The sequence below is a fragment of the Actinomyces sp. HMSC075B09 genome, from assembly GCF_001812395.1.
Classification (GTDB): Bacteria; Actinomycetota; Actinomycetes; order Actinomycetales; family Actinomycetaceae; genus Gleimia; species Gleimia europaea.
The window spans coordinates 1-25,570 of sequence record NZ_KV808739.1 but is presented as its reverse complement, the minus strand read 5'-3'; the positions used below and the strand labels follow the sequence as shown (position 1 = coordinate 25,570).

The following is a 25,570-nucleotide window of genomic DNA, read 5'->3' as shown; positions in this document are numbered from 1 at the left end:
GATTTAGGCGTCGCCGCCCTCACCGCCGGAGTGGCCCGCATTCGGGTTGAACAGGTCATACTTGTCAATCGCCTGCTGAAGTACGGAGCGGTCCATCTTACCTTCCTCGACAAGGCCCTGGAGAGCGCGGATTACAACCGACTCAGCGTCTATCTTCAGGTAGCGACGTGCCGCTGCGCGAGTGTCGGAGAATCCAAAACCGTCCGCGCCAAGCGGGTAGTACTTGCCGGGCACCCAGCGAGCGATCTGGTCATGAACGAGGTGCTCGAAGTCAGAAGTCGCAATGGTTGGGCCTTCAGCCTGCTCCAAAACGGAGGTGACGTAAGGCTTGCGAGTCTCCTCGTTCGGGTGTTCGAAGTTGTACTTGTCTACCGCGATCGCTTCGCGGCGTAGCTCGGTCCAAGAGGTCACCGAGTAGACAGCTGCGTCGACGCCCCAGTCTTCGCGCAAAATCTTTCGCGCCTCGCGAACCCATGGCAGGCCCACGCCAGAGGCTAGCAGCTTAACCTTCGGGCCGTTGCCCTCGAAGTTGTCAAGCATGTACATGCCCTTGATCAGGCCGTCGACATCAAGGTTTTCCGGCTCTGCGGGCTGGTGGATCGGCTCGTTGTATACCGTGAGGTAGTACATGACGTCGCGGTCACGGCCAGACTCGTTCGGGCCGTACATGCGCTCGATTCCGTCCCTCACGATGTGGCGAATCTCGTAAGCGTAGCCCGGATCGTAGGTGACCACAGCGGGGTTCGTGGAGGCAATGACTGGCGAGTGGCCGTCCATGTGCTGCAAGCCTTCACCGGCAAGCGTGGTCTTACCCGCAGTAGCGCCAATAATGAATCCGCGCGAGAGCTGGTCGCCCGCAGCCCAGAACTGGTCTGCCGTCCGTTGGAAACCGAACATCGAGTAGAAGATGTAAACGGGAACCATCGGGAAGTTGTGGGTGGCGTAAGAGGTACCCACAACCTGTAGCGCAGCCGCAGAACCGGCCTCGTTAATGCCCGTGTGAAGAACTTGGCCTTCCTTTGCTTCCTTGTAGGAAAGCATCATGGAGGCATCTACGGCCGTGTAGTTCTGCCCGTGCGTGTTGAAGATCTTTGCGGACGGGAAGATCGCGTCCAGGCCGAAGGTACGGGCCTCGTCGGGAATGATCGGCACAATGTACTTGCCGAACTCCTTGTCCCTAATCAGGTCTTTTAAAAGACGCACGAACGCCATGGTGGTGGCAACCTGTTGGGCGCCCGATCCCTTGGCAAGGGCGTTGAAAGGCTTGTCTGCCGGCATTGGCAGGGCCTTGTCATCCCGGTGGCGCGAGGGGAGGAAACCGCCAAGCTTAGCGCGACGCTCAAGCATGTACTGCAATACCGGATCGTCATCGGCCGGCTTGTAGTACGGAGGCAGGTACGGGTTCTTCTCGAGCTCCTCATCCGAAATTGGAATGCGTAGGAGGTCGCGAAGGCCCTTCAGGTCATCAACCGTGAGCTTCTTCATCTGGTGGGTTGCGTTGCGGCCAGCGAAGTGCGGGCCCAGCGCGTAGCCCTTAATGGTGTGCGCCAGAATGACGGTGGGCTGGCCGGTGTGCTCGACAGCGGCCTTGTAGGCGGCGTATACCTTGCGGTAGTCGTGGCCGCCGCGGCGCAGATCCCATATCTCGTCGTCGGTCCAGTCCTTAACCATTTCCTTGGTGCGCGGGTCGCGGCCAAAGAAGTGCTCGCGCACGTATGCACCATCGTTTGCCTTGAAGGTCTGGTAGTCGCCGTCAAGGGTTTCGTTCATGATGTTTACGAGGGCGTGGTCCTGGTCGGCTTCTAGCAGACGGTCCCAGCCTCGTCCCCACACAACCTTGATTACATTCCAGCCGGCGCCGCGGAAGAACGATTCGAGTTCCTGAATGATCTTGCCGTTACCGCGGACCGGGCCGTCGAGGCGCTGCAGGTTGCAGTTAATAACGAACGTGAGGTTGTCCAGGCCCTGCTGCGCTGCAAGCTGAAGCATGCCGCGTGATTCGGGCTCGTCCATTTCACCGTCACCAAGGAACGCCCACGTGTGCTGCTGCGAAGTGTCTTTGAGGCCGCGCAGTTCTAGGTACTTGTCAAACCAAGCCTGGTAGATCGCCTCGGCGGGGCCAAGACCCATGGACACCGTGGGGTACTCCCAGAAGTCGGGTAGCTGACGCGGGTGCGGGTAGGAGGGGATGCCGTGCTCGGTGGAGACCTGCTGGCGGAATCCGTCCATCTGCTCTTCGGTGAGCCGGCCTTCGAGGAAGGCGCGCGCATAAACGCCGGGGGAGGAGTGGCCTTGGAAGAACACGTGGTCACCGCCGCCTGGGTGATTCTTCCCGCGGAAGAAGTGGTTAAAGCCAACCTCGTACAGGGTCGCTACCGACGCGTAAGAAGAGAGGTGTCCGCCAACGCCAACGCCGGGCCTCTGGGCGCGCATGACCTGAACGGCAGCGTTCCAGCGCATCCAGCGGCGGTACTGACGCTCGGTCGCCTCATCGCCGGGGAAGTATGGTTCTTGATCAACGGGAATGGTGTTGATGTAGGGAGTGGTGAGTTCTAGAGGAATCTGAACGTCTTTGCGACGAGCTTCTGCAAGCATGTGAAGCAGGATATAGCGGGTGCGTGGCCCGCCTTTTGCTTCATAAAGGCTTCTTAGAGATTCCAGCCATTCCTCGGTTTCGTGCGGGTCATTGTCCGGCACTTGACTCAGCATGCCATTGACTACTGGGCGGTGATCTGCTTCAGCCACGAATCCTCTTTCTCTCGAAACGTATCCACTAGTGGATCGTATAGTTTTCTTTGGTTCTAATCATCCCCGGTTTTGGTAGTTTTTGCACTTGGTACCGGCTTGATTTTTGTCCACGTGTGCCTGAAAACACAGGAAGTGTAAAACAGGATGAGGACGTGGAGCCTGCTTGGCTCATATGTGGACTATTTGGCATGCGTGTGCCTGAAACTTAGGTAGACTGAGCGCGTGATATCAAAATCTGATTCCCGAAAGGTGGATCCGACGGCTCTTTCGAGTCTCGGTTATAAAAGCGGCCAGATTGTTCAAGAGTTTTATTGGGACGAAGATACCGATGATTCTTTGCGCGCCGCAGTTGAAGATGCAACGGGCAACGAGCTTGTAGACGTTGATTATTCAGACGTTGTAGATGGCGTGATTGTTTGGTGGCGTCTGGAGGATTCGGAGGAGGACGACCTGGCAGATGTCCTGCTGGATGCCTCTGCGAATATGGACAATGGTGGGGTTGTCTGGGTGCTTACTCCAAAGTCGGGCACGCCAAATCACGTTCCGCCCGAGGTAGTGGCCGACGCTGCACAGGTTGCGGGCATGAGCGCCACGTCTGCAGCCATGGTCTGCGAGGACTGGTCGGGAATGCGTTTAATCGCTCAGGCTCGCCAGTAGACTGAGACTATTGCCACTGTTTTATGAAATAGTGGTTTGTAAGATGAAATTTGCTCCCGGAGTTGGGTATGATCTTTGACGTTCCACTCCGTTGGAGTTGGGCCTATAGCTCAGTTGGCTAGAGCGCCACGTTTACACCGTGGATGTCGGGGGTTCGAGTCCCTCTGGGCCCACAGGCAGATGCCCGGCGAAAGCCGGGCATCAGTTGTATCTACAGCTCTCGATCGAATGGTCGTGACCTTCTGTGCGATTGTCCGGCCTGAGAGGCCGGCTGCAGACCCGGTAATTTGGTTTGGTTCGTGCGGTAGTCTCGAGGCATGTGGACTGTTTCTGATGTTATGGAAATTATGGAGGCCCGCTACCCGCAGCGCCTCCAAGAGTCGTGGGATAAGAACGGCTTGATCGTCGGGGATCCTGACCAGAAGGTAAGCAAGATCCTCCTGGCTGTTGATCCCGTTGCTGAAACGGTCACGCAGGCGATTGAGGACGGCTACGACATGCTAATTACGCACCATCCTCTATACCTGCGCGGCACCAGCTTCGTGTCGCGTTTAGATTACAAGGGCAGGATTGTGCACGATCTCATCAAATCTGACGTGGCCCTCATGAACGCACACACCAACGCTGATTCGGCGGCACGCGGCGTGGCCTGGGCGCTGGCGCAGGCGGTCGGTATTGAAGGCGAACCATTTGATCCCATCGATGAGGACGAGGCGGGTACCGCTCGCGGTTTGGGCCGCATCGGCAAGCTCGAGGCGCCGCAAACGCTACGGGAGTTCGCTGATCGCGTGGCAAGAGCGCTCCCCGCTGGTCCGCACGGTATTTTCGTGGGCGCGCCCGGCGGCGATCTTGATGCGCCGGTCAGAACTGTTGCCGTGTCAGGAGGGTCGGGCGACTCGTTCCTCGCGCGCGCCCGCGAGCTTGGGGCCGATGTATACGTCACCGCGGACCTGCGTCACCATCCGGCCAGTGAACACCTCGAAGAGGGTGGCCCGGCCCTCATCTGCGGTTCGCATTGGGCAACTGAATGGCTGTGGCTACCGCACTTGGCAGATGATCTTGAAGAAGCTGCCACGGATGCGGGTGTGCAACTACAGGTGGATGTTTCGCGATTTGTTACCGAACCGTGGAACCTGCACCTGGAAACCCTTGGATAAACTATTGGGGTAGGGCGCGTCAGCCTAATACACTTTGATTAGAACTAAAAGCACTACCGAGTGAAAGAGCGGGCATAGTGAAAGCTTCAAAAGCGGACCAGGTGAAACTTCTTGAACTACAACAGGTTGACACGCGGATCTTGCAGTTGCGCGCGGCCCGCAGTAAACACCCGGCGGTCAAAGTGCTCGACGCGCTTGAGGGGCGAAAAGCTGACCTGGAGCGCGCAAAAGTAACCGCGCGCTCCGCCGCAACGGACGCAAACCGTGAAGTGAAGCGGGTTGAGAATGATTTGGAGCGCCTCACCTCCCGTCAAGATGTGATGAGCGAGCGCCTCGCCGCAGGTGAAGGATCCCACAAGGACCTCACCGCCATGCAACACGAGCTGAACCAGATGGCTCAGCGCCGCAACGTCCTCGAAAATGAACTGATCGACGTTATGGCTTCGTTCGAGGCCGCGCAGGAAACCGTTTTGGAACTAGACCGCCAGACCGAAGCCGTTGGAACCGATGAGCAGGCCGCAATCGCGCAGCTTCAAGATGCGATGGGCGAGGTCGAAGCTGAGCTTAACGAAAAGCTTGCAAAACGTGGCGAACTTGCGGGCGAAATCGACTCTGAGTTGCTGGATGAATACGAGTACTACCGCGAGCGCACGGGTGGCATCGGCGTGTACGAGGCGAAGGGCCGCCAAATCGTGGGCATGGTTGTGGATCTTCCTGAATCGGAATGGCATGACATCACGATGCTTGCTGAGGATGAAGTGCTCATGTCCGACGAGCTTGAAGCAATCATCATCAAAACCGAGTAGGCGCTAGCTCGTCACAATCACGAGCTCGAGAAAATCGCGGCGTTGTCTAACTTCGATGCCCGTAAAATCGGCGCCGGTTAGTGAACGCGCGGTATCGAGCACAAAATCGATGGACCCGTCAGCCTCGCTCGCGTGCTCCAATAGAGCGCCAGCGAGGATTCCGCGGTATTTCTTCGCATTGTGTGAAACCACGGTGCGTTTCCCGTCGCGTTCGCGCACCGCATTCACTCGGATGAGGTCACATTCGGCGGACGTGCCCGGCCAGGCTTTTTGATACGCACCAGAGCGCGCATCAACCACTACGCGATGGTGGGCGTGCTGTCCCATGAGGGTTTCTAGGTGCTTCTTCCACCATGGGGCAAGATTGCCTAGACCCGGTAGTTTCGTATCCATTGATAGGCGGTAGGGCGGGATGGGGCAGGCCAGGTCTACCACTCCGAATAGGGCAGATTGAACCCAGATCTCAAAGTCCGGGCTCGCCGTGTACTGCGCACCAATCTCGCCAAATCGGCCAGCTTCGTAAAGTACGCCTGAATAAACTTGCCAAGCGGGGCCAGCTTGTGCTGAACGCAGGTGTTTGTTCGCTTCAACCTCGTCGGCAATGGTCTTGCCTACTTTTAGGATTTCCAGGGCGTCGCGTCGCGCAGAAGTTTCAATCAAGCAATCGAGCACGCTCTGGCGTGCATCTGCGAGCTGCGTGGAAAACGGGGCGATCGCGTCGGCATCAAAATTGACGGTCGAAGCGGGAAGGGTCTTGCCTTCGGATGGAGGTAAAAGTACAAGCATGCGTCCAACTCTAGTAGACTTGAGCGGCGGAGAAGATGGCTGGATGGCCGCGACATTGTCGAGGAACGTCCGGACTCCACAGGACACGGTGGTGGCTAACGGCCACCCGGGGTGACTCGCGGGATAGTGCCACAGAAAACAAACCGCCCGTTTTTGGGTAAGGGTGCAAAGGTGGTGTAAGAGACCACCGCGGCCCAGGTGACTGGGCTGGCAGGGTAAACCCCACCGGGAGCAAAACCAAGCAGCGTGCCGGGCTGTCCGTCCAAAGCGCGCGGGTAGGTTGCTAGAGGCCGCTGGTAACAACGGCCCGAGATAGATGGTCATCGAAGGGGCTTCGCCCTGGAACAGAATCCGGCTTACAGGCCGTCTTCTCCGCCTTTACTTAAACGCGCCGCCCTCATTTATCAATGAATGAGGGCGGCGCAAAACCTAAGCGATCTATGCGGTTAGATAACGTTTGGCTAGAGCCGCGGCGCCTACGATGCCCGCAGTGTTGAATAGCTTGGCGGGAACCATGGGTGTTTTGATGTCGATGAGCGGCATGAACCGGTCATGCTTCTTAGACACGCCGCCGCCCACTACAAACAGGTCGGGAGTGAACAGCATCTCCAGGTGGGAATAGTACTTGGTGAGTCGCTTCGCCCACTTCTTAAACGACAGGCCTTCAGCCGTGCGCACTCCCGATGAGGCCCGGGATTCCGCATCGTAACCATCAATCTCAACGTGGCCGAGCTCCGTATTCGGCTGCAGTTGTCCGTTGTAGATCATCGCGGTACCAATGCCGGTGCCGAGCGTGGTAACAATAACGAGGCCGTCAACGCCCTTGGCTGCGCCGTAAACAACTTCGGCATAACCGGCGGCGTCTGCATCATTGACGGGATAGACCTTGCGGCCAAGTTCTGCTTCCATAAGCTCGATGACGTTCACGCCTTCCCACGACTTGTGCAAGTTGGCCATGAACAGAACCACGCCGTGCGAGACAGGGGCGGGGAACGTGATGCCAACAGGCATGGCAACAGGCAAATCAAACTGGTCAATCAGTTCTTTACAGGTTTGCGCTACGGCTTTGGGAGTGGACTTTTTTGGCGTAGGAATGCGCACGCGTTCCGTGGCGAACTCGCCGGTGTCAAGGTTGACCACGGCTCCCTTGATGCCGGATCCGCCAATGTCTATGCCAAAAGCAAGGTTTTGTTCCACTGCTTGTTCCATGGTGTGCTCCTTAGTTTTAGCGCAGGGTGAGGATCTCGGCGCCGTCCTCGGTAACTGCGATCGTGTGTTCAAACTGGGCGGTACGAGATCGGTCTTTGGTGACAACCGTCCAGTCGTCGTCCCACTGCTCCCATTCGATGGAACCGAGAGTGAGCATTGGCTCAACGGTGAAGACCATGCCAACTTCCATTATTTCGGTTGCGCGCGGCGAATCGTAGTGAGGGATGATGAGGCCGGAGTGGAAGGCTTCGCCAACGCCGTGCCCCGTGTAGTCGCGCACCACACCGTAGTCGAAGCGCTTGGCGTACTTTTCAATGACCCGACCAATCACGTTGATTTCACGGCCAGGCGCGATTGCCTTAATCCCGCGATACATAGCTTTCTCGGTGCGCTCGCAAAGCAGGCGAGATTCCTCATCAACCTCACCAACGGTAAACATGGCGCAAGTGTCGCCGTGTACCCCGTCGATGTAGGCGGTTACGTCGATGTTGACAATGTCGCCCTCTTCTAGGGGGCGCGAGTCGGGGATCCCGTGGCAAATCACTTCATTGATAGAGGTGCAACACGATTTCTTGAAGCCCATGTAGTCAAGGCAGGAAGGGTAGGCGTCTTGCCCGATGATGTAGTCGTGAACTATTTGATCCAAGTGGTCAGTGGTCACGCCAGGTGCTACAGCCTCGCCGGCTTTAGCTAGTGCGTCGGCCGCGATTTTGCCGGCCCGGCGGATCTTCGCAATGGTTTCAGGCGTTTTGATATCAGAGGTGGTAACCACCTCAGGCCCGTCATGAAACAGATATTCGGGTCGTTCAATGTGGTCTGGGACGTGTCGCTTAGGAGAGATGAGTCCTGGTTTTGTGTTGCCGAGCGGGGCGCGAAGCGCCAGCTGTGATGCGGAGGTCATGAATCTTGCTCTCTAGTTGGTTTTGTAATGGTCCGGGCCGGGGAAGGATCCGTCCTTCACTTCTTTGGTGTAGGCAGTAACCGCGTCTTTTAGGCTTTCGCGAAGGTTCGCGAACTTCTTGACGAAGCTCGGCACCCACTCGTACATGCCGGCCATGTCTGCCCAGACAAGTACCTGCCCGTCCGTGTCCGGTCCCGCTCCAATCCCAATAGTAGGAACATGCAGGGCATCGGTCACGGCTTTGGCAACCGGGGCGGGTACGAGTTCGAGGACGATGGCAACCGCGCCAGCTGCTTGGAGGGCAAGCGCGTCGTCAATCATCTTCTGCTTCGCTTCGCCGCGCCCTTGCATTCGGGGGCCTCCCAGGGCGTTTTCGGACTGCGGTGTGAATCCAAGGTGCCCCACAACGGGGATGCCCGCTTGGGTTAGTAGTGCGACGGTGTGTGCGATTTCCGCGCCCCCCTCGAGCTTGACGGCATTGGCTCCAACACGGATTAGGCGAACAGCATTATCGAATGCTTCCTTCGAGTCCGCCTCATACGCTCCAAACGGCAGGTCGGCCACAACGATTGGCCGGTTTATGGAGCGAGCCACAGCCGCGGTTGCGCGTTCCATATCCTCCATGAGGACGGGAATGGTTGAACCGTAGCCCAGCTGAACGTTGCCGTAACTGTCTCCAACGAGGATCATGTCCACACCTGCCTCTTCAAAAATGGGCGCGGTGAGGGCGTCGTAAGCGGTTATCATCGTAAGTTTGCGACCGGCACTTTTAGCCATCGCAAGGTGATGCATGCGCCACTTCTTCGGTTCTTTGAACGATTCTTGGGCTGTATCTACACTCGTCATGTTTTCAATTATGCGCGGTAGCGCGCAAAAGTCACTTCATGTGTTTTGCAAGCTATGGGTTTGTCTAGCAAATTGGAACAATTCCGCAGTTAGAGGCCTTAGGCGCTAGTCTGGTAGTCGTTGATAAGCGACAAGGATTGATATGTCGAACATTGATGAGAATGTAGAAGTAAACCCTTTGGACGCTGAGCAAATGGATGCGACTGTGCAGCGTGCTTTGGAGGCTATTGGTAGTGCGTCGACTCTAGAGGAATTGGCGCAGGCCAAGCGGGAGCACTTCGGTGATGGGTCTGCGGTGGCGCTTGCAAGTCGCGTAATCGGCGGACTCCCGGGGGCGCAGAAGGCAACCGCAGGTAAGGCGGTTGGAAAAGCGCGTGCTGCAATCACCGCCGCTCTCGATGAGCGAAAGGCCTTGTTGGAGGCTGAAGAAGAAGCTCGCGTTTTGGCCATGGAGGCTGTGGATGTAACCGCTCCGGTAAAGCGTCAGCCCGAGGGCGCGCGTCACCCGCTTCAGGTTTTGATTGAAGAGGTGGCGGATTTCTTTACTTCGATGGGCTGGGAGATAGGCGAGGGGCCGGAGGTTGAACACGAGTGGTTCAACTTCGACGCGTTGAACTTTGACATTGATCACCCTGCAAGGCAGATGCAGGACACGTTCTATATCGATGGTCGCTCGGTTGGCGGCGAGACTGAGGGTGATGCGAATCTGGTGCTTCGCACGCACACGTCGCCCGTCCAGGCACGTTTGTTGCTTTCGCATGATTTGCCCCTGTACGTAGCGGTGCCGGGCAAGGTGTTCCGTTCCGATGAGCTTGACGCCACGCACACTCCCGTATTTCACCAGGTGGAGGGCCTCGCGGTGGATAAGGGGCTAACGATGGTGCACTTGAAGGGCACTTTGGACCACTTCGCGAAGGCGATGTTTGGCCCCGAGGCCAAGACTCGCCTGCGCCCGTCGTTCTTCCCATTTACGGAGCCGTCCGCAGAGATGGACCTTTGGTTCCCGCAGAAGAAGGGCGGCGCCGGCTGGATTGAGTGGGGCGGTTGCGGCATGGTCAACCCGAACGTGCTACGCGCCTGCGGTATCGATCCTGATGAATACACGGGCTTCGCTTTTGGCATGGGGCTTGAGCGCACCTTGATGTTGCGCCACGAGATTGCTGACATGCATGACATTGTGGAGGGCGATCAAAGATTCTCCCTCCAGTTCGGAACAACGGGGAAGGGGAACTAAGAATGCCAAACGTACCGATTTCTTGGCTTCGCGATCATGTGGAGGTTCTCCCCGGCACTGATGCACAGCGCCTCGCCTCCGATCTGGTGAAGGTTGGTTTGGAAGAAGAGACGATTCACCGTGCAGCTGTGCAAGGCCCGCTGGTGGTTGGTCGTGTCCTTACGTTGGAAGCTAAAGAGCAGTCCAACGGCAAGATTATTAACTACTGCCGCGTGGATGTTGGAGTTCACAATGATGCGCCCGGTGAGGGCAAAGAGCCTTCGGATCTGCCCTCACGCGGCATTATTTGCGGTGCCCATAACTTCAAAGTGGGAGACCTGGTTGTAGTTGTCCTTCCGGGCGGCGTCCTTCCGGGTGATTTCGTTATTTCTGCACGCAAGACCTACGGCCACATTTCTGACGGCATGATTTGTTCAGAACGCGAACTTGGCCTGTCGGATGAGCACGATGGAATTATCGTGCTCACAGAAAAATTTGATGAAAGCGAGATTCCTGCACCAGGTGAGGACGTTATTGGTCTTCTCGGCCTGGGTGAAGAACTGTTGGAAATCAATGTCACGCCAGATCGAGGCTACTGTTTTTCCATGCGCGGGGTCGCAAGGGAATACTCGCATTCGACAGGAGCGGAGTTCACAGACCCAGGTCTTGCTCAAAATCTAAAGACACAGCCTCCGGCTGCTAACGCTGAAGGTTTCAAGATCGAGGTTGATGATAGCTCTCCGATTCATGGCAGGGTAGGTTGCGATAGGTTCGTTACCCGCATCGTGCATGGTATCAACCCAAATGCGCCGACGCCAGCATGGATGGTTAAGCGTCTGGAAGCGATGGGGATGCGCTCCATCTCGCTACCGGTCGACATCACCAACTACGTGATGTTAGATCTCGGCCAACCGCTACACGCATACGATTTGGCGGCGCTCGCGGAGCCTATAGTGGTGCGCCGCGCGAACGGTGGCGAGACCCTCGTGACCCTCGATGAGGTCGAACGCAAGCTCGATTCGGAAGACCTTCTGATTACCGATAGCCCTAACGGCCAGCGCGGTAGCCGGATTCTTGGTCTGGCTGGCGTGATGGGTGGCCAGTATTCAGAAGTCGAGGAGGCCACTACTGATGTTTTGGTTGAGGCCGCGCACTTCCACGCTGTCTCTATTGCGCGTACATCGCGGCGCCACAAGATTCCTTCGGAGGCTGCAAAACGCTTTGAACGAGGGGTGGATCCAGAGCTCCCGCCGGTTGCAGCACAACGCGTGGTTGATCTGCTGGTTGAGTACGGCGGTGGCGTAGCGGATTCACCGGTTACTGATTACAACGAAGTTCCCAGGCGCGAAGCTATCGACATGAGGCTGTCTGAACCAGCTCGCTTAACCGGCGTGGAGTACGGTGAGCAGCGCGTTATCGAGCTCCTCGAAACTATTGGTGCAACGGTCGAACGCCGTGAAGATAATCTTTCCGTGATGGCTCCCTCGTGGAGGCCGGATTTGACGGAGCCTTGTGACCTTGTAGAAGAGATCGCGCGCCTTGACGGCTACGACAATATCGAACCGGTACTGCCTAAGGCGCCAGCCGGTGTTGGATTGCCCAAGGCACAGGTGGCCCGCCGGTTCGCGGCACGCACGCTTGCAGACCGCGGTTTTGTCGAGGTCGGATCCTACCCATTCATTGGCGACGCGCACGATCGCCAGCGCATTCTGGATGGCGATGAGCGTAGAGAGGTGGTTACTCTTCGTAACCCGCTAGTGGATGGCGCGCCCAATCTGCGCTCTTCCATCATCGATACGCTACTGGAAACGGCGCAGCGCAACGCTGCCCGCGGTGCTGAATCAGTTCGCGTTTTCGAGCTGGGCATGGTTACGCGCCCGCAGGGTACGAAGCCTTCTCCTATTCCTTCGGCAGAGCAGCGCCCCAGTGGCCGTGAGATTGGTGCCCTTCATCGCGGAACTCCTAAACAGCCGTGGCACCTTGGTCTCGTTGCCGGTGGGTCAGCGGTTGGCAGTGCCATTCGTGCAGGGGCTCGGGACTTCGGTTGGGCTGATGTTTTAGAGGCTGCCCTCGCTGTCGGTTCTGCTTTGGGCGTGCAAGTAGAGGTTGCGCCGCTGTACCGCGATCCGCAGGTTCAGTTGCCCCACGGAAAGCCTGCTCCGAAGCCGGTTGCTACCCCGGAGGAAGCCGCTCCGTGGCACCCGGGCCGCTGTGCAGTGCTGTTCGTCAGGCAGAAAAAGAATTTGGTTGAAGTTGGTCGCGCGGGCGAGCTTCATCCGGCCGTGGTTAAGGAATACGGTTTGCCTAAGCGGTCGGGCGCACTTGAGCTAGATCTCGATGCATTGATCAAGGCAATGCCGGCCAACCCGATTACGGTTTCTGCCGTTTCCACTTTCCCCGTGGTGAAGGAAGATATTGCCGTTGTGCTGGATGCGGATATTCCCGTCTCGATGGTGGTTGATGCGATCTACGCCGCCGGGGGAGATTTGCTGGAAGGCGTGGAGTTGTTTGACGAATACCGTGGTTCGCAAATCGATGAAGGCAAGCGATCGTTGGCGTTCGCACTCCGGATGCGCGCTGCCGACCACACGTTGAAGTCGGATGAGACGGCAAAGGTCAGGGAAGCGATAATCACGCGTCTTTCTAACCAGCTTGGCGCAAAACTGCGCGCCTAACTGGTTGAGCGGGGAGTTCGCGCTTCGATTTGTGGTGTGAACTCCCTGTCTCAAACTGTGCTATCGGTAATAAATAGGGCAAACTAGAGCTATGAAGATTTTGGTTGTATGGGCATCTCGCCACGGATCTACCCGTGACATCGCCAATGCGATTTACGAGGAGATGCGTAGCGAAGGTGTTGATGTAGACATTGTCAATGCTGCGGACGCGAAGGACATTTCTGAGTACGGCGGTGTTGTGCTCGGTTCTTCCGTTCACATGACGCAGTGGGAAGAGTCGATGCGTACCTTCATGAAGGAACATCAAGCGGAGTTGTTTGAGAAGCATCTGTGGACGTTCTCTGCGGGGCTGTCTTCAGTTCCCACAGGGCTCGTGAAGGATCCGGCTCGCGTGGGCGCCACCCAGATCGGTGTGCAACCGCGGATGAACAAGCAATTCTCAGGATGTCTCGACCCGTCCAAGCTGACGTTGCGTGAGCGCACGATTGCTCGTCTTGGCGGCGCAGTTGAAGGCGACTTCCGCGATTGGGATGACATTCGTGGGTGGGCGCGCTCTGTTGCTAAAGATGTAAAGTCTCTGGGCTGAGACTATCCCCGGCTCGTTTTCGGGTCGGGGATTCACTATATAAACACTTAGTTGATAACTATTCATAGCATGTTATAGTTATTCGCATGAGTGTTTCTGTTGGCATTGTTGGCGCATCGGGCTTTGCGGGTAGCGAGATCGCCCGTATTCTGAGTGAACATCCGCATTTCGATGTCCGCGTGCTTGTTGCCGCTTCTTCTGCGGGCACTCGGTTTGGTGATTTGAACCCGCATATTCCAGCTTTAGCCGACAAGATTATTCAACCGTTTGAAGTTGATGCTCTGTCGTCTCTCGATCTGGTTTTTGTGGCCCTTCCGCATGGTAAATCTGCAGAGATTACTAGCGCACTGGAAGGCGGCCCAGTGGTGATCGATGCGGGTGCGGATCACCGTCTCAAGTCAAAGGAGTCGTGGCAGCAATTCTACGGCGGCCCGCACATGCGGGCGTGGGACTATGCGATGCCCGAACTTGTCCACGCTGATGAGGCGGACGCAATTCTCTCCGGGAAGCAGAAAAAGGCGGATACTCAACGCAAAATCCTCAAAAACTCACGCGCCGTGGCAGTGCCCGGTTGTAACGTTACTGCGGTGACGCTTGCAATGATGCCGGCTGTGGCGGCGGGATTTGTTAGCTCCGGGTCACTTGTGGCTACGCTTGCCGTTGGCTATTCCGGCGCGGGGCGCAGCGCCAAGCCACATTTGATGGCAACCAGTGCACTTTCCAACATTGCGCCGTACTCAGCAGTTGGAAAGCACCGCCATATTCCCGAGATTGTGCAAAATCTACAGGTTTGCGGAGCGGGCGAAATTGAGGTGGAGATGACTCCCGTCCTCGTTCCCACTTCGCGAGGGATCGTTGCAGTGGTGAACGCTGCCACGGATGGTGTGTCGACTTCCGAATTGCAAGAGGCGTACTCGGCCGTCTACGGCGCAGAGAAACTGATCGATCTTTCCCCGGCTTACCCTCAATCTGGTCCGGTGGTAGGAACCGGCCGCGCGCAGGTGTGGGCGGGAGTGAACCCGAATACGGGTGTTCTCACGGCGATGACAGCGATCGACAATCTGGGCAAGGGAACTGCAGCTGCCGCGGTTCAAGCGGCTAATTTGGCGTTTGGTTTCGACGAGTGCCTCGGCATCTACATGAACGGAGTGTTGTGATGGTCACGGGTGTTTGTTTCCCAAAGGGCTTTGCGGCGGCCGGAATCGCAGCGGGTTTAAAAGCATCCGGAGGTAAAGATCTCGCTCTGGTAGTAAACGAGGGGATTTTACCGGCAGCGGCCGCAGTTTTTACATCGAACCGTGTAGAGGCAGAGCCCGTTAAATTCTCGCGCGCACAGATGCGAAACGGCGTGGTTACACACGTATTGCTCAATTCGGGTAACGCTAACGCCTGTACGGGAGAGCAAGGCCGAAAGGATGTGGAAGCTTGCGTGAATGAGCTTTCCCTTGCGGCGGGTGTGGACCAGGCAAAAATAGTGGTTTGCTCCACAGGAGTGATCGGAGAGTACCTTGATACGGCGGCTATCACCCGGGCGATTCCAGCCTTGGTGAGCGGCCTTGAGGTATCGGGCGCAACCAGCGCGGCCTCGGCAATCATGACAACCGATACCGTTCCAAAAGAGGTCCAGATTGAGGTGGACGGGTGGCGCGTTGGAGGTATGGCCAAGGGGGCGGGGATGCTGGCTCCTGCACTTGCCACCATGCTGTGCATGATAACAACCGACGCGGTTATTGATAATGAAGCTCTTGATAGCGCCCTTCGTCACGCCGTCCAGGTGAGTTTCAACCGCCTCGATACGGACGGATGTATGTCCACTAACGATACGGTGATAGTGCTCGCTTCGGGAGAATCGGGGATTACGCCAGATGAGGCTACTTTCGCTACTGCATTGGAGCAGGCTTGCACAAAGCTGGCGAAGATGCTTCGTGATGACGCGGAGGGGGCTGAGCATTTCGTAGACATCACGGTTAGTGGTGCAAGTAGTGAGGTGGCCGCAGTCGAAGTGGCACGTGCGGTGTCTCGTTCAAACTTGATGAAGACCGCAATTTTTGGAAATGACCCAAACTGGGGGCGCATTTTGTCGCAGATCGGCACGGTTCCAAGCTGGGTAGCTCCGTTTGATGTGGGCAAGGTAAATGTTTCAATCAACGGCGTGATGATTTGCAAGAACGGCAGTGTCGGTGATCCTAAGGAATCGCTTGATTTGGCGGCATCCCAGGAGGTCAAGATAGAGATCGACCTGGGTGCTGGCAATAGTTCAGCAACCGTTTACACAACGGACTTGACGCACGCGTACGTACGCGAGAACAGTGCATACACATCATGAGTAATCTTTCAGCATTGGACAAGACCAAGATTTTGCTTGAGTCCGAGCCATGGCTGCGGCGTTATTCGGGCCGCAAAGTTGTGATCAAATATGGTGGCAATGCAATGATCTCGCCGCAGTTGCAACGCGCATGTGCGGTTGACGTGTCGTTTTTGCATACGTGGGGCGTGCATCCAATAGTGGTGCATGGGGGCGGCCCACAAATCACCGAAATGCTGGATCGCCTAGGGCTACAGGCCCCGTTTGCGGATGGCTTTCGCGTGACAACGCCTGAAGTGATGGAGGTGGTGCGCATGGTCCTGGCTGGAAAAGTGCAGCGCGAACTCGTATCACTCCTGAATGAACGCTCGATCGCTGCAGTGGGGTTGTCTGGTGAGGACGCCGCACTGTTACACGCACGTCGCAAGGTGCAGGTCGTTGATGGTAAACCGGTAGATTTGGGGCAGGTCGGTGACGTGGCGGGGGTAAACCCAGCGCCTGTAGAGGATCTTGTTAGTCATGGCCGTATCCCGGTGATCTCGTCGATTGCGATTGATGAGGATTCTCCAGGCGATGTGCTTAACGTTAACGCTGACGCGGCTGCGGCGGCGATCGCGGTGGCCGTGGGAGCGCAAAAACTCATTATGCTTACGGACGTGGAGGGGATTTACCAAGACTTTGAAGATAAATCTTCGCTGCTTAATCGGATGAGCCGCGCGCAACTTGAAGAGTTGATGCCATCGCTTGCTGCGGGAATGATCCCGAAGGCGCAGGCCGCTTTGTCTGCGCTTGCAGGCGGCGTTGAGCAGGTGCATGTGATTGACGGACGCGTTCCCCACTCGATGCTCCTAGAGGTTTTCACCGACGAGGGCGTGGGCACGATGATTACCGAGGAGGGGTAGCTGTGGATTCAAACTGGCTTGCCCGCTATGAGGAATCTATGCTCGGCGTGTTTGGTGTTCCTGCGATGGTGTTGACCCGTGGGGAGGGCGTGTACGTGGAAGATGCGGATGGCAACACGTACATGGACTTGCTGGGCGGAATCGCTGTGAATGCACTTGGCCACGCCCATCCGGCTATTGCGCAGGCGGTTGAAAAGCAGGTGCGCACGCTGGTGCACGCCTCGAATTTCTTCGCAACGATGCCCCAAATCGAACTGGGCGAAGCACTGCGTGAGATCGTGGGCGGATCTGGCCAAGCCAAAGTGTTTCTTTCAAACTCGGGAACAGAGGCAAACGAGGCCGCCTTGAAGATCGTAAAGGCGCACGGGAACGCTACTGGTAAGAATCGCATTCTTGCGTTAAAAAACGCATTCCATGGCCGATCTCTCGGGGCGCTGTCCCTTACGTACAAGCCGGCTTATAGGGAGCCTTTCGCACCCCTCATCTCGAATATAGAGTGGATCGAGCCTACAACTATCGCTTTAGAGAAGGCATTTTCCGCAGGTAATGTTGCGGGTGTTTTCCTCGAGCCGATTCAGGGTGAGGCGGGAGTAATCGAGGTTCCGCCTAATTTCTTGACGCGGGCGCGCACACTGTGTGATCGAAACGAAGCGCTCCTCGTTGTAGACGAGGTGCAAACCGGAATGGGGCGTACAGGACAGTGGATGGCCCATCATAGCGCCGGGGTGGTTCCAGACGTTGTGACCCTTGCAAAAGCACTCGGTGGGGGAGTTCCGATCGGCGCAACGATTACTTTATCTTCCGTTGCAAGCGCGGTTTTGAAGCCGGGTATGCACGGAACCACGTTTGGAGGTAACCCCGTTGCCGCGGCTGCGGCGCTCGCGGTGATTCGTACGATCAAGTCCGATGGCCTCCTCGAACATGCACGAATCTTGGGGGATCAGTGGATGGATAGCATCCGTGCTCTCAAGAATCCGCATATTAAACAGGTTAGAGGCCGCGGCTTGCTGGTCGGCATTGAAATTGATGAACCGCGTGCCGGCATGGCTGTTAAGGTGGCGCAAGCCAGCGGGTTTATCATTAACGCGGCCAATCCCACAACCATCCGGATAGCGCCACCACTGATACTTACCGGGGAGCAGGCGGATGCGTTCACGGCGGCCTTGCCCGGCATTATTTCAAGAAGCTATAGCGAAGGAGAGCTGTGAAAGATTCGGATAACACCCGCACGCCAGCCTCGAAGGCTGGGCGGCACGCGGCGATTGAACAGATCCTCGCAACCCGGCAGATCGCGTCTCAGTCGGATTTGCGCGAAGCATTAGAAGAGGTCGGCATTTTCGTTGCTCAAGCAACGCTTTCACGTGATCTTTTGGAAGTGCGAGCAACAAAGGTTAGAGGCGTGGACGGACGCCAGATCTATGCGCTGGCTAACCCGGAGCGACCGGTGGAATGGGGCGAGGAAGGCGCGGAACAGAAGTTGCAGCGCTGGTGCCAGGATCTGCTGGTAGGAGGAGCCACAGCAAACAACTTGGTGGTGCTTCGCACCCCGGCGGGAGCTGCTAACCTCCTCGGCTCGGCTATCGACTTTTCTAGGGATGAAACGGTACTCGGATCCGTTGCGGGAGATGACACGATTATCGTCGTATGCGTATCAGATGAGGCCGCGCAGGCGTACTGCGACAAGCTACTCAAATATGCGGAAGGCGTTAAAACTTCCAGCCAAGAGCTACAGAAAGAAGAAAATAAATGAGTAAGAAAAACCGGATTGTTCTTGCCTACTCGGGCGGTCTAGATACCTCTGTTGCGATCGGTTGGATCGGGGAGCGTACAGGCGCGGAAGTTATCGCCGTTGCCGTTGACGTGGGCCAGGGCGGTGAGGATCTTGAGGTGATTCGCCAGCGTGCTCTAGACTGCGGTGCCGTTGAGGCCTACGTAGCTGATGCGCGTGACGAGTTCGCTAACGATTACTGTATGCCAGCGCTGAAGGCAAACGGCCTCTACCAGGGTGAATATCCTCTGGTTTCTGCGCTTTCTCGCCCGCTGATTTCCCGCCACCTGGTGAAGGCGGCCCGCGAATTTGGGGCCACTACGATGGCACACGGGTGTACGGGTAAGGGCAATGATCAGGTTCGTTTCGAAGTGTCGTTTACCTCGATCGCGCCGGACTTGGATTGTATTGCTCCGGTTCGTGACCTCGCACTTACTCGCGACGTGGCAATCGATTACGCCAACAAGCACAAGCTACCCATTGAGACCACCAAGTCAAACCCGTTCTCTATTGACCAAAACGTTTGGGGTCGCGCCATCGAGACAGGCTTCCTTGAGGATCTGTGGAACGCGCCCACCAAGGACGTCTACTCTTACACGGATGATCCCACTTACCCCCCGCTTCCAGACGAACTCGTCTTGACTTTCGAAAAGGGCATCCCCGTGGCGATTGATGGCCGCAAGCTCACGCCCCTGCAGATTATTCAAGAGCTCAACACGCGCGCCGGCGCTCAGGGCGTTGGCCGTATTGACATCGTTGAAGACCGCATGGTTGGTATCAAGTCTCGTGAGATTTACGAGGCCCCGGGTGCGGTTACGTTAATTAAGGCGCACCAGGAGCTGGAGAATGTCACTCTTGAGCGTGAGCAGCACCGCTACAAGCGTCGCGTAGACATGCGCTGGGGTGAACTCGTTTACGAGGCACAGTGGTTCTCGCCGCTCAAGCAGTCTCTCGACGCTTTCATTGATCACACGCAAAGCTACGTGTCCGGCGATGTGCGTATCGTCCTGCACGGTGGCCGCGTGACGGTAACGGGACGCAAGTCTGATACCTCGCTGTATGACTTTAACTTGGCCACCTATGAAACGGGTGACACATTTGACCAGTCCCACGCTCGCGGATTCATTGAGATCTACGGTCTAAGCTCTAAGCTCGCCGCCGCCCGCGACGTTCGTTTTGAGCACGGTGACGCGTTCGAGGCAACCAAGTAGGGGATATGTCAAACGACAACGTTAGTCTTTGGGGCGGTAGGTTCACCGGCGCGCCCGCGCAGGCGTTGGATGCGCTTTCGGTTTCTACCCATTTTGATTGGCGATTAGCCCGAGTGGATATTGCTGGTTCGAAAGCACATGCGAGGGAGCTTGGCCGAGTCGGCCTGCTCACCGAAGCAGAGCTTGACGCCATGCTAGCGGCGCTTTCCTCACTCGATGAGGACGTGGCGAGCGGCAAGTTTGCGCCGCAGCCCGGTGATGAGGACGTGCATACCGCACTGGAGCGTGGCTTACTCGAACGCGCCGGAAGTGAACTGGGTGGCAAGTTGCGTGCGGGGCGTTCTCGAAATGACCAGATCGCCACACTAATCCGCATGTACTTGCGTGATGAGGCAAAGCACCTGTCGGGCCGAGTGCTCGACCTCGTGGATGCTATTTTGCATCAAGTTGGTGAGGCGGGTGAGGCAATCATGCCGGGACGTACCCACATGCAACACGCCCAGCCCGTCCTCGTCGCCCATCATCTGATGGCGCATGCGTGGCCACTGATCCGGGATTTAGAGCGCCTTTCTGACTGGGATAAGCGCGCTGCGAAGTCCCCTTACGGTGCGGGTGCGCTTGCGGGTAATACGCTGGGGATGGATCCGGCCAATATTGCCGCAGAACTTGGGTTTGACGAGGTTTGTGAGAACTCGATTGACGCCACGTCCGCGCGTGACGTGGCCGCCGAATTTTCTTTCATCGCGGCGATGATTGGTGTGAACCTTTCGCGTTTGGCGGAAGAAATCATCATCTGGAACACGGTCGAGTTTGGGTACGTGACACTCGATGATTCATTTTCGACAGGATCGTCGATTATGCCGCAGAAGAAGAATCCGGATATTGCAGAACTTGCGCGCGGTAAGTCGGGCCGGATGATTGGTGACCTCACTGGCTTGATGACTGTCTTGAAGGGGCTTCCGCTCGCTTATGATCGCGACCTGCAAGAAGATAAGGAGCCGGTTTTCGATCAGATCGATACACTCGATGTCCTCTTGCCAGCAATGACCGGGATGATCCAGACCATGACGCTGCACACCGATCGTATGGAGTATCTGGCTCCCCGCGGTTTTTCACTGGCAACCGATATCGCGGAATGGTTGGTGAAGAAGGGCGTGCCCTTCCGCGATGCGCATGAGATCTCGGGGCGCTGCGTGGCGCTTGCAGATGCAACTGATCGTGAACTGTGGGATCTATCGGATGAAGAGTTCTGCGGGATTCATGAGGCTTTAACGGCTGATGTCCGGAGTGTACTTTCCGCGCAGGGCTCGGTTGCGGCCCGTGCCGGTCGGGGAGGTACGGCTCCAAGCCGGGTGCGCGAGCAGAAGGCCGAGTTGGAGCAAAAGGTTACGCAGCTCCGGCGCCGCCTCGCATCTAGCTAATGATGTTCTAAGAGTCGGGCGGGCTTGCGGTATTTTCGCAGGCCCGCCCGATTTGTTTTACCTAATGTAAGTAGAACTTTGCAGTTGCTCCTGCAAGGTCTCGTCCTTGAACTGGAAGCCCGCTTCAAGAAGTCTTGTTGGTACAGCGTATTGTGAAGAGGTGGCAAGCACGGCCATGTCGCCAAGTACCATACGCAGGGCGAACGCAGGCACAGGGGGGCCGGGAACGCGACGGTAGTGGGCGGCTGCCCCGGCTGTGAACTCTTCGTTCGTGCATGGATTTGGCCCGGTCAGGTTGAACGCACCTTCCAGTTGCGAATTCTCTAACAGGAACCGCACCGCGCGCACGTGGTCGCGTAGTGAAATAGTGGGCATCCATTGTCGCCCGTCGCCCAGGCGGCCGCCGAGGAATGTTTTGAACAGGGGTTCGAGGGCGTGGAGCATACCTCCGCCATCCTCCAGAACCAGGCCAGTACGAATGTTGACAACGCGGTTCACCTTGGCGCGCCGAGATTCGCGCTCCCACACTTGGCATAGTCCGCCAAGAAAGTCATTGGCGGGCTGCGAGTCTTCTTCCAACACTTCGTTGTCGCGCGAACCGTAGTAGCCAACTGCGGAGCCGGTGAGGAATGTTTTGGGGCGCTGGGATTCTGGTAGGGAGTTAATAGCGTCGGCCAGGGTTTTGACTGATTTTAGCCGCGAGTTCACCAGCTCATGTTTGTATGCGTGGGTCCAGGGCCAGCGCGCGAGCGGCGCGCCGTTAAGACAAACCACAGCATCGACTCCCGCGAGGTCTTGGGGGTCGATGTCGTAGGCGTCGGGGTGCCAGCGCACTTCGCCAGGCCCCGGTTCGCTACGCGTTAAGCGAGTGACTTCCCAATCGCCGTTCTTCAGTTCATTTTGTAGTGCGGTGCCAACAAAGCCGCTCGCGCCGCCTATAACGATCCTTTTACGCATGGTTCATTGTTACACCTACCCGCACGGGTGTGCATTAGGGTAGCTTCATTTGGCCAGGTTTGATCCACCCGCGTTTACGCATGATTTCGGAAAACCCTAACGTGAGTAGCGCGGGAGCAACGAAGTGGAGCCCAACGATTAGTGCCAGTAGCGTCGCAGGGTTCGTGGTTTCGGACATGACAGTCCAAGTCATGATTTGGCCGACTAGGCCGGAGGTGCCCATGCCCGCGCCAGCAGCGTTGCTCTCCATGTGGAAGACGGTTGTAGCTATGGGGCCGAGGATAGCAGAGGTGAGGATCGGTGGGATCCAGATTTGGGGGTGGCGCAAGATGTTGGGTACTTGCAGCATGGATGTTCCAAGTCCTTGGGCGATGAGGCCGGAAACCTTGTTTTCGCGGTAGGAGGCCACGGCGAACCCAACCATTTGTGCGGAGGTTCCAACGGTTGCGGCTCCGGCTGCGAGGCCGGATAGTCCAAGAATGATCGATAGCGCGGCGGACGAGATGGGCAGAGTGAGGATGATGCCCATGACCACGGAAACGATGATTCCCATTGTGAAGGGGCGATGCATGGTGCCCCAGTTGATGATGTCTCCAAGGCTTAGCATCATGGCTGAGATTGGAGGACCAATTAGAAGTCCAAGTAGTGATCCGGAAACGATTGTTACAAACGGTGTCACGAGGATGTCCACGGGAGTTTTCCCGGACACTGCCCGGCCGATTTCAACGGCTACGAACGAGGCAAGAAAAGCTCCGAGAGGCTCTCCGGGGCCGATCAGTTGCATGGTCAGGCCGTCTACTACTCCAGCGTCGAGGATTTTGCCCGCGTGGGCGCCAACCATGCCCGCAACTCCGGTGCCTGCGAGTACATAGGTGCTGGCTTCTAGCCGGTGTGCGACACCAATACCGATGCCTGCCCCAGTCAGAACGGAGGCGATGGATCCCATCAGCACCAGTGGTTTTCCAACAACGTCGGGGAGCAGGTTTCCAATTGAAACCATAATTGTGCCAATGATTAGTGTGGCAAAAAGGCCATGTGCCATGCCGGTTAGGCCGTCGATAAAGAATCGGTTTGCCGAGGTTTTTACTCTATTTGGGATTTTCATCGCCCATCTCCAAAGCGCTACTGTATATACACTCAGGTAGACGTTATCAGAGCGTTGAGTTATCCCAAATTCGGATTATTGCTTGGGCTCGGACAAGAAGCCATGTTCGCCTAACGCCGCCTCAATCGCGTCGAGTGTTTCTTCACTATCGGCTTCGACCGTATGCTTGTGGTAGCCGTCAGTGAGTCGAGAGAGACGTTGGGGCCGTTCAAAGCTTTCCAGGAAGTTTTTCAAACTCTTGGGTGATATCACGTTTAGATCGGCGCTGATTTCTCCGTACTGCGGGTGATCGATCTTGATGTCCAGCACGCGTCCGCCATGCTCGATAATTAGCGCCAGTTCGGTTTTGGTTTCGCCGTAGTCGTGGCGAACTTTAAATTCGCGTCGAGGTAGCTGGACCGGGCGAATCAGCAGGTATCCACGATTGGTTGAAAAGATGGGGACGCCTTCGGCGCGCAAGAGGGCAATATCTTTGACGATGACTTGCCTGGTCACGCCAAGCAGGTCTCCAAATGCGGTGGCGGAAATAGGAGCGTCCGAGCTTTCTAGCTTTCTCAGAATCGTGCTACGCCTGTCGTTGCTAATACAGCGATTTCCCTTTCTCACCATAGGAACACGTTAGCCAAAAGATGATAAATAGTGAAAAATTGTGGCGGTGGCTTAGAATGCCATCGGAAAATGTTGTTATTTGGAAGGAATAGAAGTGGCCGATCTAATTGATGATCTGCAGTGGCGGGGATTGATCCGTCAGCACACCGATCTAGATAAGTTGCGTAAGGAACTGTCTTCGGGGCCGGTCACTTTCTATTGCGGTTTTGATCCAACTGCACCTTCGTTGCATCACGGGCATTTGGTCCAGTTGATTTTAATGCGTCACCTACAGCTCGCGGGACATCGTCCTTTGGCTTTGGTTGGCGGTGCAACCGGCCTCATTGGCGATCCGCGCATGTCGGGCGAGCGCACATTGCAGCCTCGTGAGGTTGTTGAAGGCTGGGTAGAGAGCCTGAAGAAGCAGATTTCGCGCTTCCTTGATTTCGAGGGCGAGAACGCCGCACTAATGGTGAACAACTTGGATTGGACGTCAGAGCTATCCGCTATCGACTTGCTCCGTGATTTGGGTAAGTTCTTCCGGATGGGAACGATGCTCTCCAAAGACGCGGTTGCCCGGCGCCTGAGCTCTAAGGAAGGCATTTCTTACACGGAGTTTTCGTACCAGATCCTCCAAGCTAATGACTACCTGCAGCTTTACCGTCGTTACGGTTGCACGCTTGAGACTGGCGGCGATGATCAGTGGGGCAACCTGGTTGGCGGCCTCGACTTGATTCGCAAGGTGGAGGACGTGGAGGTCAGCGTAATGACCACGCCTCTCATCACGAAGGCGGATGGCACGAAGTTTGGTAAATCAGAGGGCGGGGCCGTCTGGCTGAATCCGGACATGTTGTCGCCGTACGCGTTCTACCAGTTCTGGCTGAATGTGGATGATGCTGATGTGGTGCGTTTCTTGAAGGTTTTCACATTCCTAGATCGCCCGGAGATTGAGCGTCTTGAGAAAACGGTAGAGGATGCCCCGTATAAGCGTGAGGCGCAAAAAGCTCTTGCAGCTGAGGTGACCAAGTTGGTTCACGGTGAAGAAACTTTGCAGCGCGTGCTGGAAGCCACCGACGCTCTGTGGGGTAGTGGCGACTTGAAGAAGGTTGATGCAGCGACTTTGTCTGCGGCTACGTCGGAGTTGCCGGCCGGCGAGGTCGCATTTGGTGAGGCAACGATCGTGGACGCTCTGGTTGCAGCCGGTTTAGAAAAGGGCAAGCGTGCCGCGCGCACAACAGTATCCTCGGGCGGCGCGTACCTAAACAATGAGCGTGTTGAGAGTGAAAACCAGATTATTAGTGCCGAGGACGCCTTGGCAGATGGAACCGTTTTGATCCGTAAGGGAAGGCGGAACCTAGCAGTAGTGCGTCCTGCCAAGTAGGGAAGTTCAACCTGGTGGCCGGGAGTGTGGGGCAAGTATGCCCCACACTCCCGGCCCAAACTTTGCGTGTGGTGGGAGTCACCGCAGATTCGTTTGACCGGCCAAAAGTGAATGTGTAAAGTTGAAACTCGTTGCGAGACAGATGGGCAAAGTCCAAAAGCTTCGCGGCCTGCTTCTAGGAAGTGTGATCCGAGTCAGGAATCTTGACAAGTGATTGCAACCTGGTAAGCTAGAGAAGCTGTTTCAAGCAGTGAAAACTCAGAAACGGCGTGACACCTCACTTCTTTCCCTACTAGATTTTGTTGGGATGAGTGTGTGTGGGTGTTGTTTGTGAACTCGATAGTGTGT

General features: G+C 56.6%; 22 protein-coding genes, 1 tRNA gene and 1 other RNA gene. 16 read left to right on the top strand and 8 right to left on the bottom strand.

The window, feature by feature from the left end; all coding sequences use genetic code 11:
* Nucleotides 1-3 precede the first annotated feature (3 nt).
* A complete protein-coding gene (gene aceE, locus HMPREF2854_RS06075) occupies nucleotides 4-2,709 on the bottom strand; it encodes a pyruvate dehydrogenase (acetyl-transferring), homodimeric type (RefSeq protein ID WP_070620661.1) in 2,706 nt (901 codons plus the stop codon).
* Nucleotides 2,710-2,970: 261 nt separating this feature from the next.
* On the opposite strand from aceE, the gene HMPREF2854_RS06070 reads away from it, so the two are divergent.
* The 4 genes from HMPREF2854_RS06070 (at nucleotide 2,971) to HMPREF2854_RS06055 (ending at nucleotide 5,368) form a co-directional block, all read left to right on the top strand.
* Complete coding sequence (locus HMPREF2854_RS06070) at nucleotides 2,971-3,405, top strand: DUF3052 domain-containing protein (protein WP_232219420.1); 435 nt, start codon at nucleotides 2,971-2,973, stop codon at nucleotides 3,403-3,405.
* 99 nt (nucleotides 3,406-3,504) lie between these two features.
* Nucleotides 3,505-3,578, top strand: a tRNA-Val gene (locus tag HMPREF2854_RS06065).
* Nucleotides 3,579-3,722: 144 nt separating this feature from the next.
* The gene (locus HMPREF2854_RS06060) at nucleotides 3,723-4,562 is read left to right on the top strand and encodes a Nif3-like dinuclear metal center hexameric protein (protein WP_070620464.1); all 840 of its coding nucleotides are present in this window, start codon (nucleotides 3,723-3,725) and stop codon (nucleotides 4,560-4,562) included.
* Between the two features lie 77 nt (nucleotides 4,563-4,639).
* The gene (locus HMPREF2854_RS06055) at nucleotides 4,640-5,368 is read left to right on the top strand and encodes a zinc ribbon domain-containing protein (RefSeq protein WP_070620461.1); all 729 of its coding nucleotides are present in this window, start codon (nucleotides 4,640-4,642) and stop codon (nucleotides 5,366-5,368) included.
* A gap of 3 nt (nucleotides 5,369-5,371) precedes the next feature.
* Here the strand turns inward: HMPREF2854_RS06055 and HMPREF2854_RS06050 are convergent, their stop codons facing one another.
* Complete coding sequence (locus tag HMPREF2854_RS06050; RefSeq protein WP_070620459.1) at nucleotides 5,372-6,154, bottom strand: YaaA family protein; 783 nt, start codon at nucleotides 6,152-6,154, stop codon at nucleotides 5,372-5,374.
* Between the two features lie 31 nt (nucleotides 6,155-6,185).
* Here HMPREF2854_RS06050 and rnpB point away from each other — a divergent pair.
* Nucleotides 6,186-6,529: RNase P RNA component class A (gene rnpB, locus HMPREF2854_RS06045), an RNA gene on the top strand.
* Between the two features lie 63 nt (nucleotides 6,530-6,592).
* Here the strand turns inward: rnpB and ppgK are convergent.
* The 3 genes from ppgK to panB are packed head-to-tail and all read right to left on the bottom strand — an operon-like array spanning nucleotide 6,593 to nucleotide 9,110.
* A complete protein-coding gene (ppgK, locus tag HMPREF2854_RS06040) occupies nucleotides 6,593-7,363 on the bottom strand; it encodes a polyphosphate--glucose phosphotransferase (RefSeq protein WP_070620456.1) in 771 nt (256 codons plus the stop codon).
* 16 nt (nucleotides 7,364-7,379) lie between these two features.
* A complete protein-coding gene (gene map, locus HMPREF2854_RS06035) occupies nucleotides 7,380-8,264 on the bottom strand; it encodes a type I methionyl aminopeptidase (protein WP_016445027.1) in 885 nt (294 codons plus the stop codon).
* A gap of 12 nt (nucleotides 8,265-8,276) precedes the next feature.
* A complete protein-coding gene (gene panB / locus HMPREF2854_RS06030; protein WP_070620454.1) occupies nucleotides 8,277-9,110 on the bottom strand; it encodes a 3-methyl-2-oxobutanoate hydroxymethyltransferase in 834 nt (277 codons plus the stop codon).
* A 142-nt stretch (nucleotides 9,111-9,252) separates the two neighbouring features.
* On the opposite strand from panB, the gene pheS reads away from it, so the two are divergent.
* The 10 genes from pheS (at nucleotide 9,253) to argH (ending at nucleotide 21,191) form a co-directional block, all read left to right on the top strand.
* Nucleotides 9,253-10,344 (top strand): phenylalanine--tRNA ligase subunit alpha, encoded by a 1,092-nt coding sequence (gene pheS / locus HMPREF2854_RS06025; protein ID WP_070620451.1) that lies wholly within the window; start codon nucleotides 9,253-9,255, stop codon nucleotides 10,342-10,344.
* Between the two features lie 2 nt (nucleotides 10,345-10,346).
* Nucleotides 10,347-12,998 (top strand): phenylalanine--tRNA ligase subunit beta, encoded by a 2,652-nt coding sequence (pheT, locus tag HMPREF2854_RS06020; protein ID WP_070620448.1) that lies wholly within the window; start codon nucleotides 10,347-10,349, stop codon nucleotides 12,996-12,998.
* A gap of 91 nt (nucleotides 12,999-13,089) precedes the next feature.
* The gene (locus tag HMPREF2854_RS06015) at nucleotides 13,090-13,584 is read left to right on the top strand and encodes a flavodoxin domain-containing protein (RefSeq protein WP_070620444.1); all 495 of its coding nucleotides are present in this window, start codon (nucleotides 13,090-13,092) and stop codon (nucleotides 13,582-13,584) included.
* A gap of 86 nt (nucleotides 13,585-13,670) precedes the next feature.
* A complete protein-coding gene (locus tag HMPREF2854_RS06010) occupies nucleotides 13,671-14,741 on the top strand; it encodes an Asd/ArgC dimerization domain-containing protein (RefSeq protein ID WP_070620441.1) in 1,071 nt (356 codons plus the stop codon).
* Nucleotides 14,741-15,910, top strand: a complete 1,170-nt coding sequence (gene argJ, locus HMPREF2854_RS06005; protein ID WP_070620438.1) for a bifunctional glutamate N-acetyltransferase/amino-acid acetyltransferase ArgJ — start codon at nucleotides 14,741-14,743, stop codon at nucleotides 15,908-15,910. Before HMPREF2854_RS06010 ends, argJ begins: the two co-directional genes overlap by 1 nt.
* Complete coding sequence (gene argB / locus HMPREF2854_RS06000) at nucleotides 15,907-16,791, top strand: acetylglutamate kinase (RefSeq protein WP_070620429.1); 885 nt, start codon at nucleotides 15,907-15,909, stop codon at nucleotides 16,789-16,791. The genes argJ and argB overlap by 4 nt, the downstream gene beginning before the upstream one ends.
* A 2-nt stretch (nucleotides 16,792-16,793) precedes the next feature.
* Nucleotides 16,794-17,999, top strand: a complete 1,206-nt coding sequence (locus HMPREF2854_RS05995) for an acetylornithine transaminase (RefSeq protein ID WP_070620426.1) — start codon at nucleotides 16,794-16,796, stop codon at nucleotides 17,997-17,999.
* Nucleotides 17,996-18,541: an arginine repressor gene (locus HMPREF2854_RS05990; protein WP_034510949.1), complete on the top strand. Its 546-nt coding sequence runs from the start codon at nucleotides 17,996-17,998 to the stop codon at nucleotides 18,539-18,541. Before HMPREF2854_RS05995 ends, HMPREF2854_RS05990 begins: the two co-directional genes overlap by 4 nt.
* Entirely contained in the window at nucleotides 18,538-19,770 is a 1,233-nt protein-coding gene (locus HMPREF2854_RS05985; protein WP_034510948.1) for an argininosuccinate synthase, read from the top strand. Before HMPREF2854_RS05990 ends, HMPREF2854_RS05985 begins: the two co-directional genes overlap by 4 nt.
* A gap of 5 nt (nucleotides 19,771-19,775) precedes the next feature.
* Nucleotides 19,776-21,191 (top strand): argininosuccinate lyase, encoded by a 1,416-nt coding sequence (gene argH, locus HMPREF2854_RS05980; protein WP_070620423.1) that lies wholly within the window; start codon nucleotides 19,776-19,778, stop codon nucleotides 21,189-21,191.
* Between the two features lie 57 nt (nucleotides 21,192-21,248).
* Here the strand turns inward: argH and HMPREF2854_RS05975 are convergent, their stop codons facing one another.
* The 3 genes from HMPREF2854_RS05975 to HMPREF2854_RS05965 all read right to left on the bottom strand — a co-directional run bounded on the left by HMPREF2854_RS05975 (nucleotide 21,249) and on the right by HMPREF2854_RS05965 (nucleotide 23,862).
* A complete protein-coding gene (locus tag HMPREF2854_RS05975; protein WP_070620420.1) occupies nucleotides 21,249-22,148 on the bottom strand; it encodes a TIGR01777 family oxidoreductase in 900 nt (299 codons plus the stop codon).
* Nucleotides 22,149-22,182: 34 nt separating this feature from the next.
* Complete coding sequence (locus HMPREF2854_RS05970) at nucleotides 22,183-23,253, bottom strand: PTS sugar transporter subunit IIC (protein WP_070620417.1); 1,071 nt, start codon at nucleotides 23,251-23,253, stop codon at nucleotides 22,183-22,185.
* A gap of 75 nt (nucleotides 23,254-23,328) precedes the next feature.
* Nucleotides 23,329-23,862 carry a transcription repressor NadR gene (locus HMPREF2854_RS05965; protein WP_070620414.1) on the bottom strand — a complete coding sequence of 178 codons (534 nt, stop codon included), beginning with the start codon at nucleotides 23,860-23,862 and terminating at the stop codon, nucleotides 23,329-23,331.
* A gap of 94 nt (nucleotides 23,863-23,956) precedes the next feature.
* Here HMPREF2854_RS05965 and tyrS point away from each other — a divergent pair, with 94 nt between their 5' ends.
* A complete protein-coding gene (gene tyrS, locus HMPREF2854_RS05960) occupies nucleotides 23,957-25,222 on the top strand; it encodes a tyrosine--tRNA ligase (protein WP_070620411.1) in 1,266 nt (421 codons plus the stop codon).
* Nucleotides 25,223-25,570: the final 348 nt, after the last annotated feature.

What these genes read in the sequence shown, in the direction of transcription:
- aceE (WP_070620661.1), bottom strand. Translation starts at nt 2,709, where the DNA reads ATGCTGAGTCAAGTGCCGGACAATGACCCGCACGAAACCGAGGAATGG.
- HMPREF2854_RS06060 (WP_070620464.1), top strand. Translation starts at nt 3,723, where the DNA reads ATGTGGACTGTTTCTGATGTTATGGAAATTATGGAGGCCCGCTACCCG.
- HMPREF2854_RS06050 (WP_070620459.1), bottom strand. Translation starts at nt 6,154, where the DNA reads ATGCTTGTACTTTTACCTCCATCCGAAGGCAAGACCCTTCCCGCTTCG.
- ppgK (WP_070620456.1), bottom strand. Translation starts at nt 7,363, where the DNA reads ATGGAACAAGCAGTGGAACAAAACCTTGCTTTTGGCATAGACATTGGC.
- map (WP_016445027.1), bottom strand. Translation starts at nt 8,264, where the DNA reads ATGACCTCCGCATCACAGCTGGCGCTTCGCGCCCCGCTCGGCAACACA.
- panB (WP_070620454.1), bottom strand. Translation starts at nt 9,110, where the DNA reads ATGACGAGTGTAGATACAGCCCAAGAATCGTTCAAAGAACCGAAGAAG.
- pheS (WP_070620451.1), top strand. Translation starts at nt 9,253, where the DNA reads ATGTCGAACATTGATGAGAATGTAGAAGTAAACCCTTTGGACGCTGAG.
- pheT (WP_070620448.1), top strand. Translation starts at nt 10,347, where the DNA reads ATGCCAAACGTACCGATTTCTTGGCTTCGCGATCATGTGGAGGTTCTC.
- HMPREF2854_RS06015 (WP_070620444.1), top strand. Translation starts at nt 13,090, where the DNA reads ATGAAGATTTTGGTTGTATGGGCATCTCGCCACGGATCTACCCGTGAC.
- HMPREF2854_RS06010 (WP_070620441.1), top strand. Translation starts at nt 13,671, where the DNA reads ATGAGTGTTTCTGTTGGCATTGTTGGCGCATCGGGCTTTGCGGGTAGC.
- argJ (WP_070620438.1), top strand. Translation starts at nt 14,741, where the DNA reads ATGGTCACGGGTGTTTGTTTCCCAAAGGGCTTTGCGGCGGCCGGAATC.
- argB (WP_070620429.1), top strand. Translation starts at nt 15,907, where the DNA reads ATGAGTAATCTTTCAGCATTGGACAAGACCAAGATTTTGCTTGAGTCC.
- HMPREF2854_RS05985 (WP_034510948.1), top strand. Translation starts at nt 18,538, where the DNA reads ATGAGTAAGAAAAACCGGATTGTTCTTGCCTACTCGGGCGGTCTAGAT.
- argH (WP_070620423.1), top strand. Translation starts at nt 19,776, where the DNA reads ATGTCAAACGACAACGTTAGTCTTTGGGGCGGTAGGTTCACCGGCGCG.
- HMPREF2854_RS05975 (WP_070620420.1), bottom strand. Translation starts at nt 22,148, where the DNA reads ATGCGTAAAAGGATCGTTATAGGCGGCGCGAGCGGCTTTGTTGGCACC.
- HMPREF2854_RS05970 (WP_070620417.1), bottom strand. Translation starts at nt 23,253, where the DNA reads ATGAAAATCCCAAATAGAGTAAAAACCTCGGCAAACCGATTCTTTATC.
- HMPREF2854_RS05965 (WP_070620414.1), bottom strand. Translation starts at nt 23,862, where the DNA reads ATGGTGAGAAAGGGAAATCGCTGTATTAGCAACGACAGGCGTAGCACG.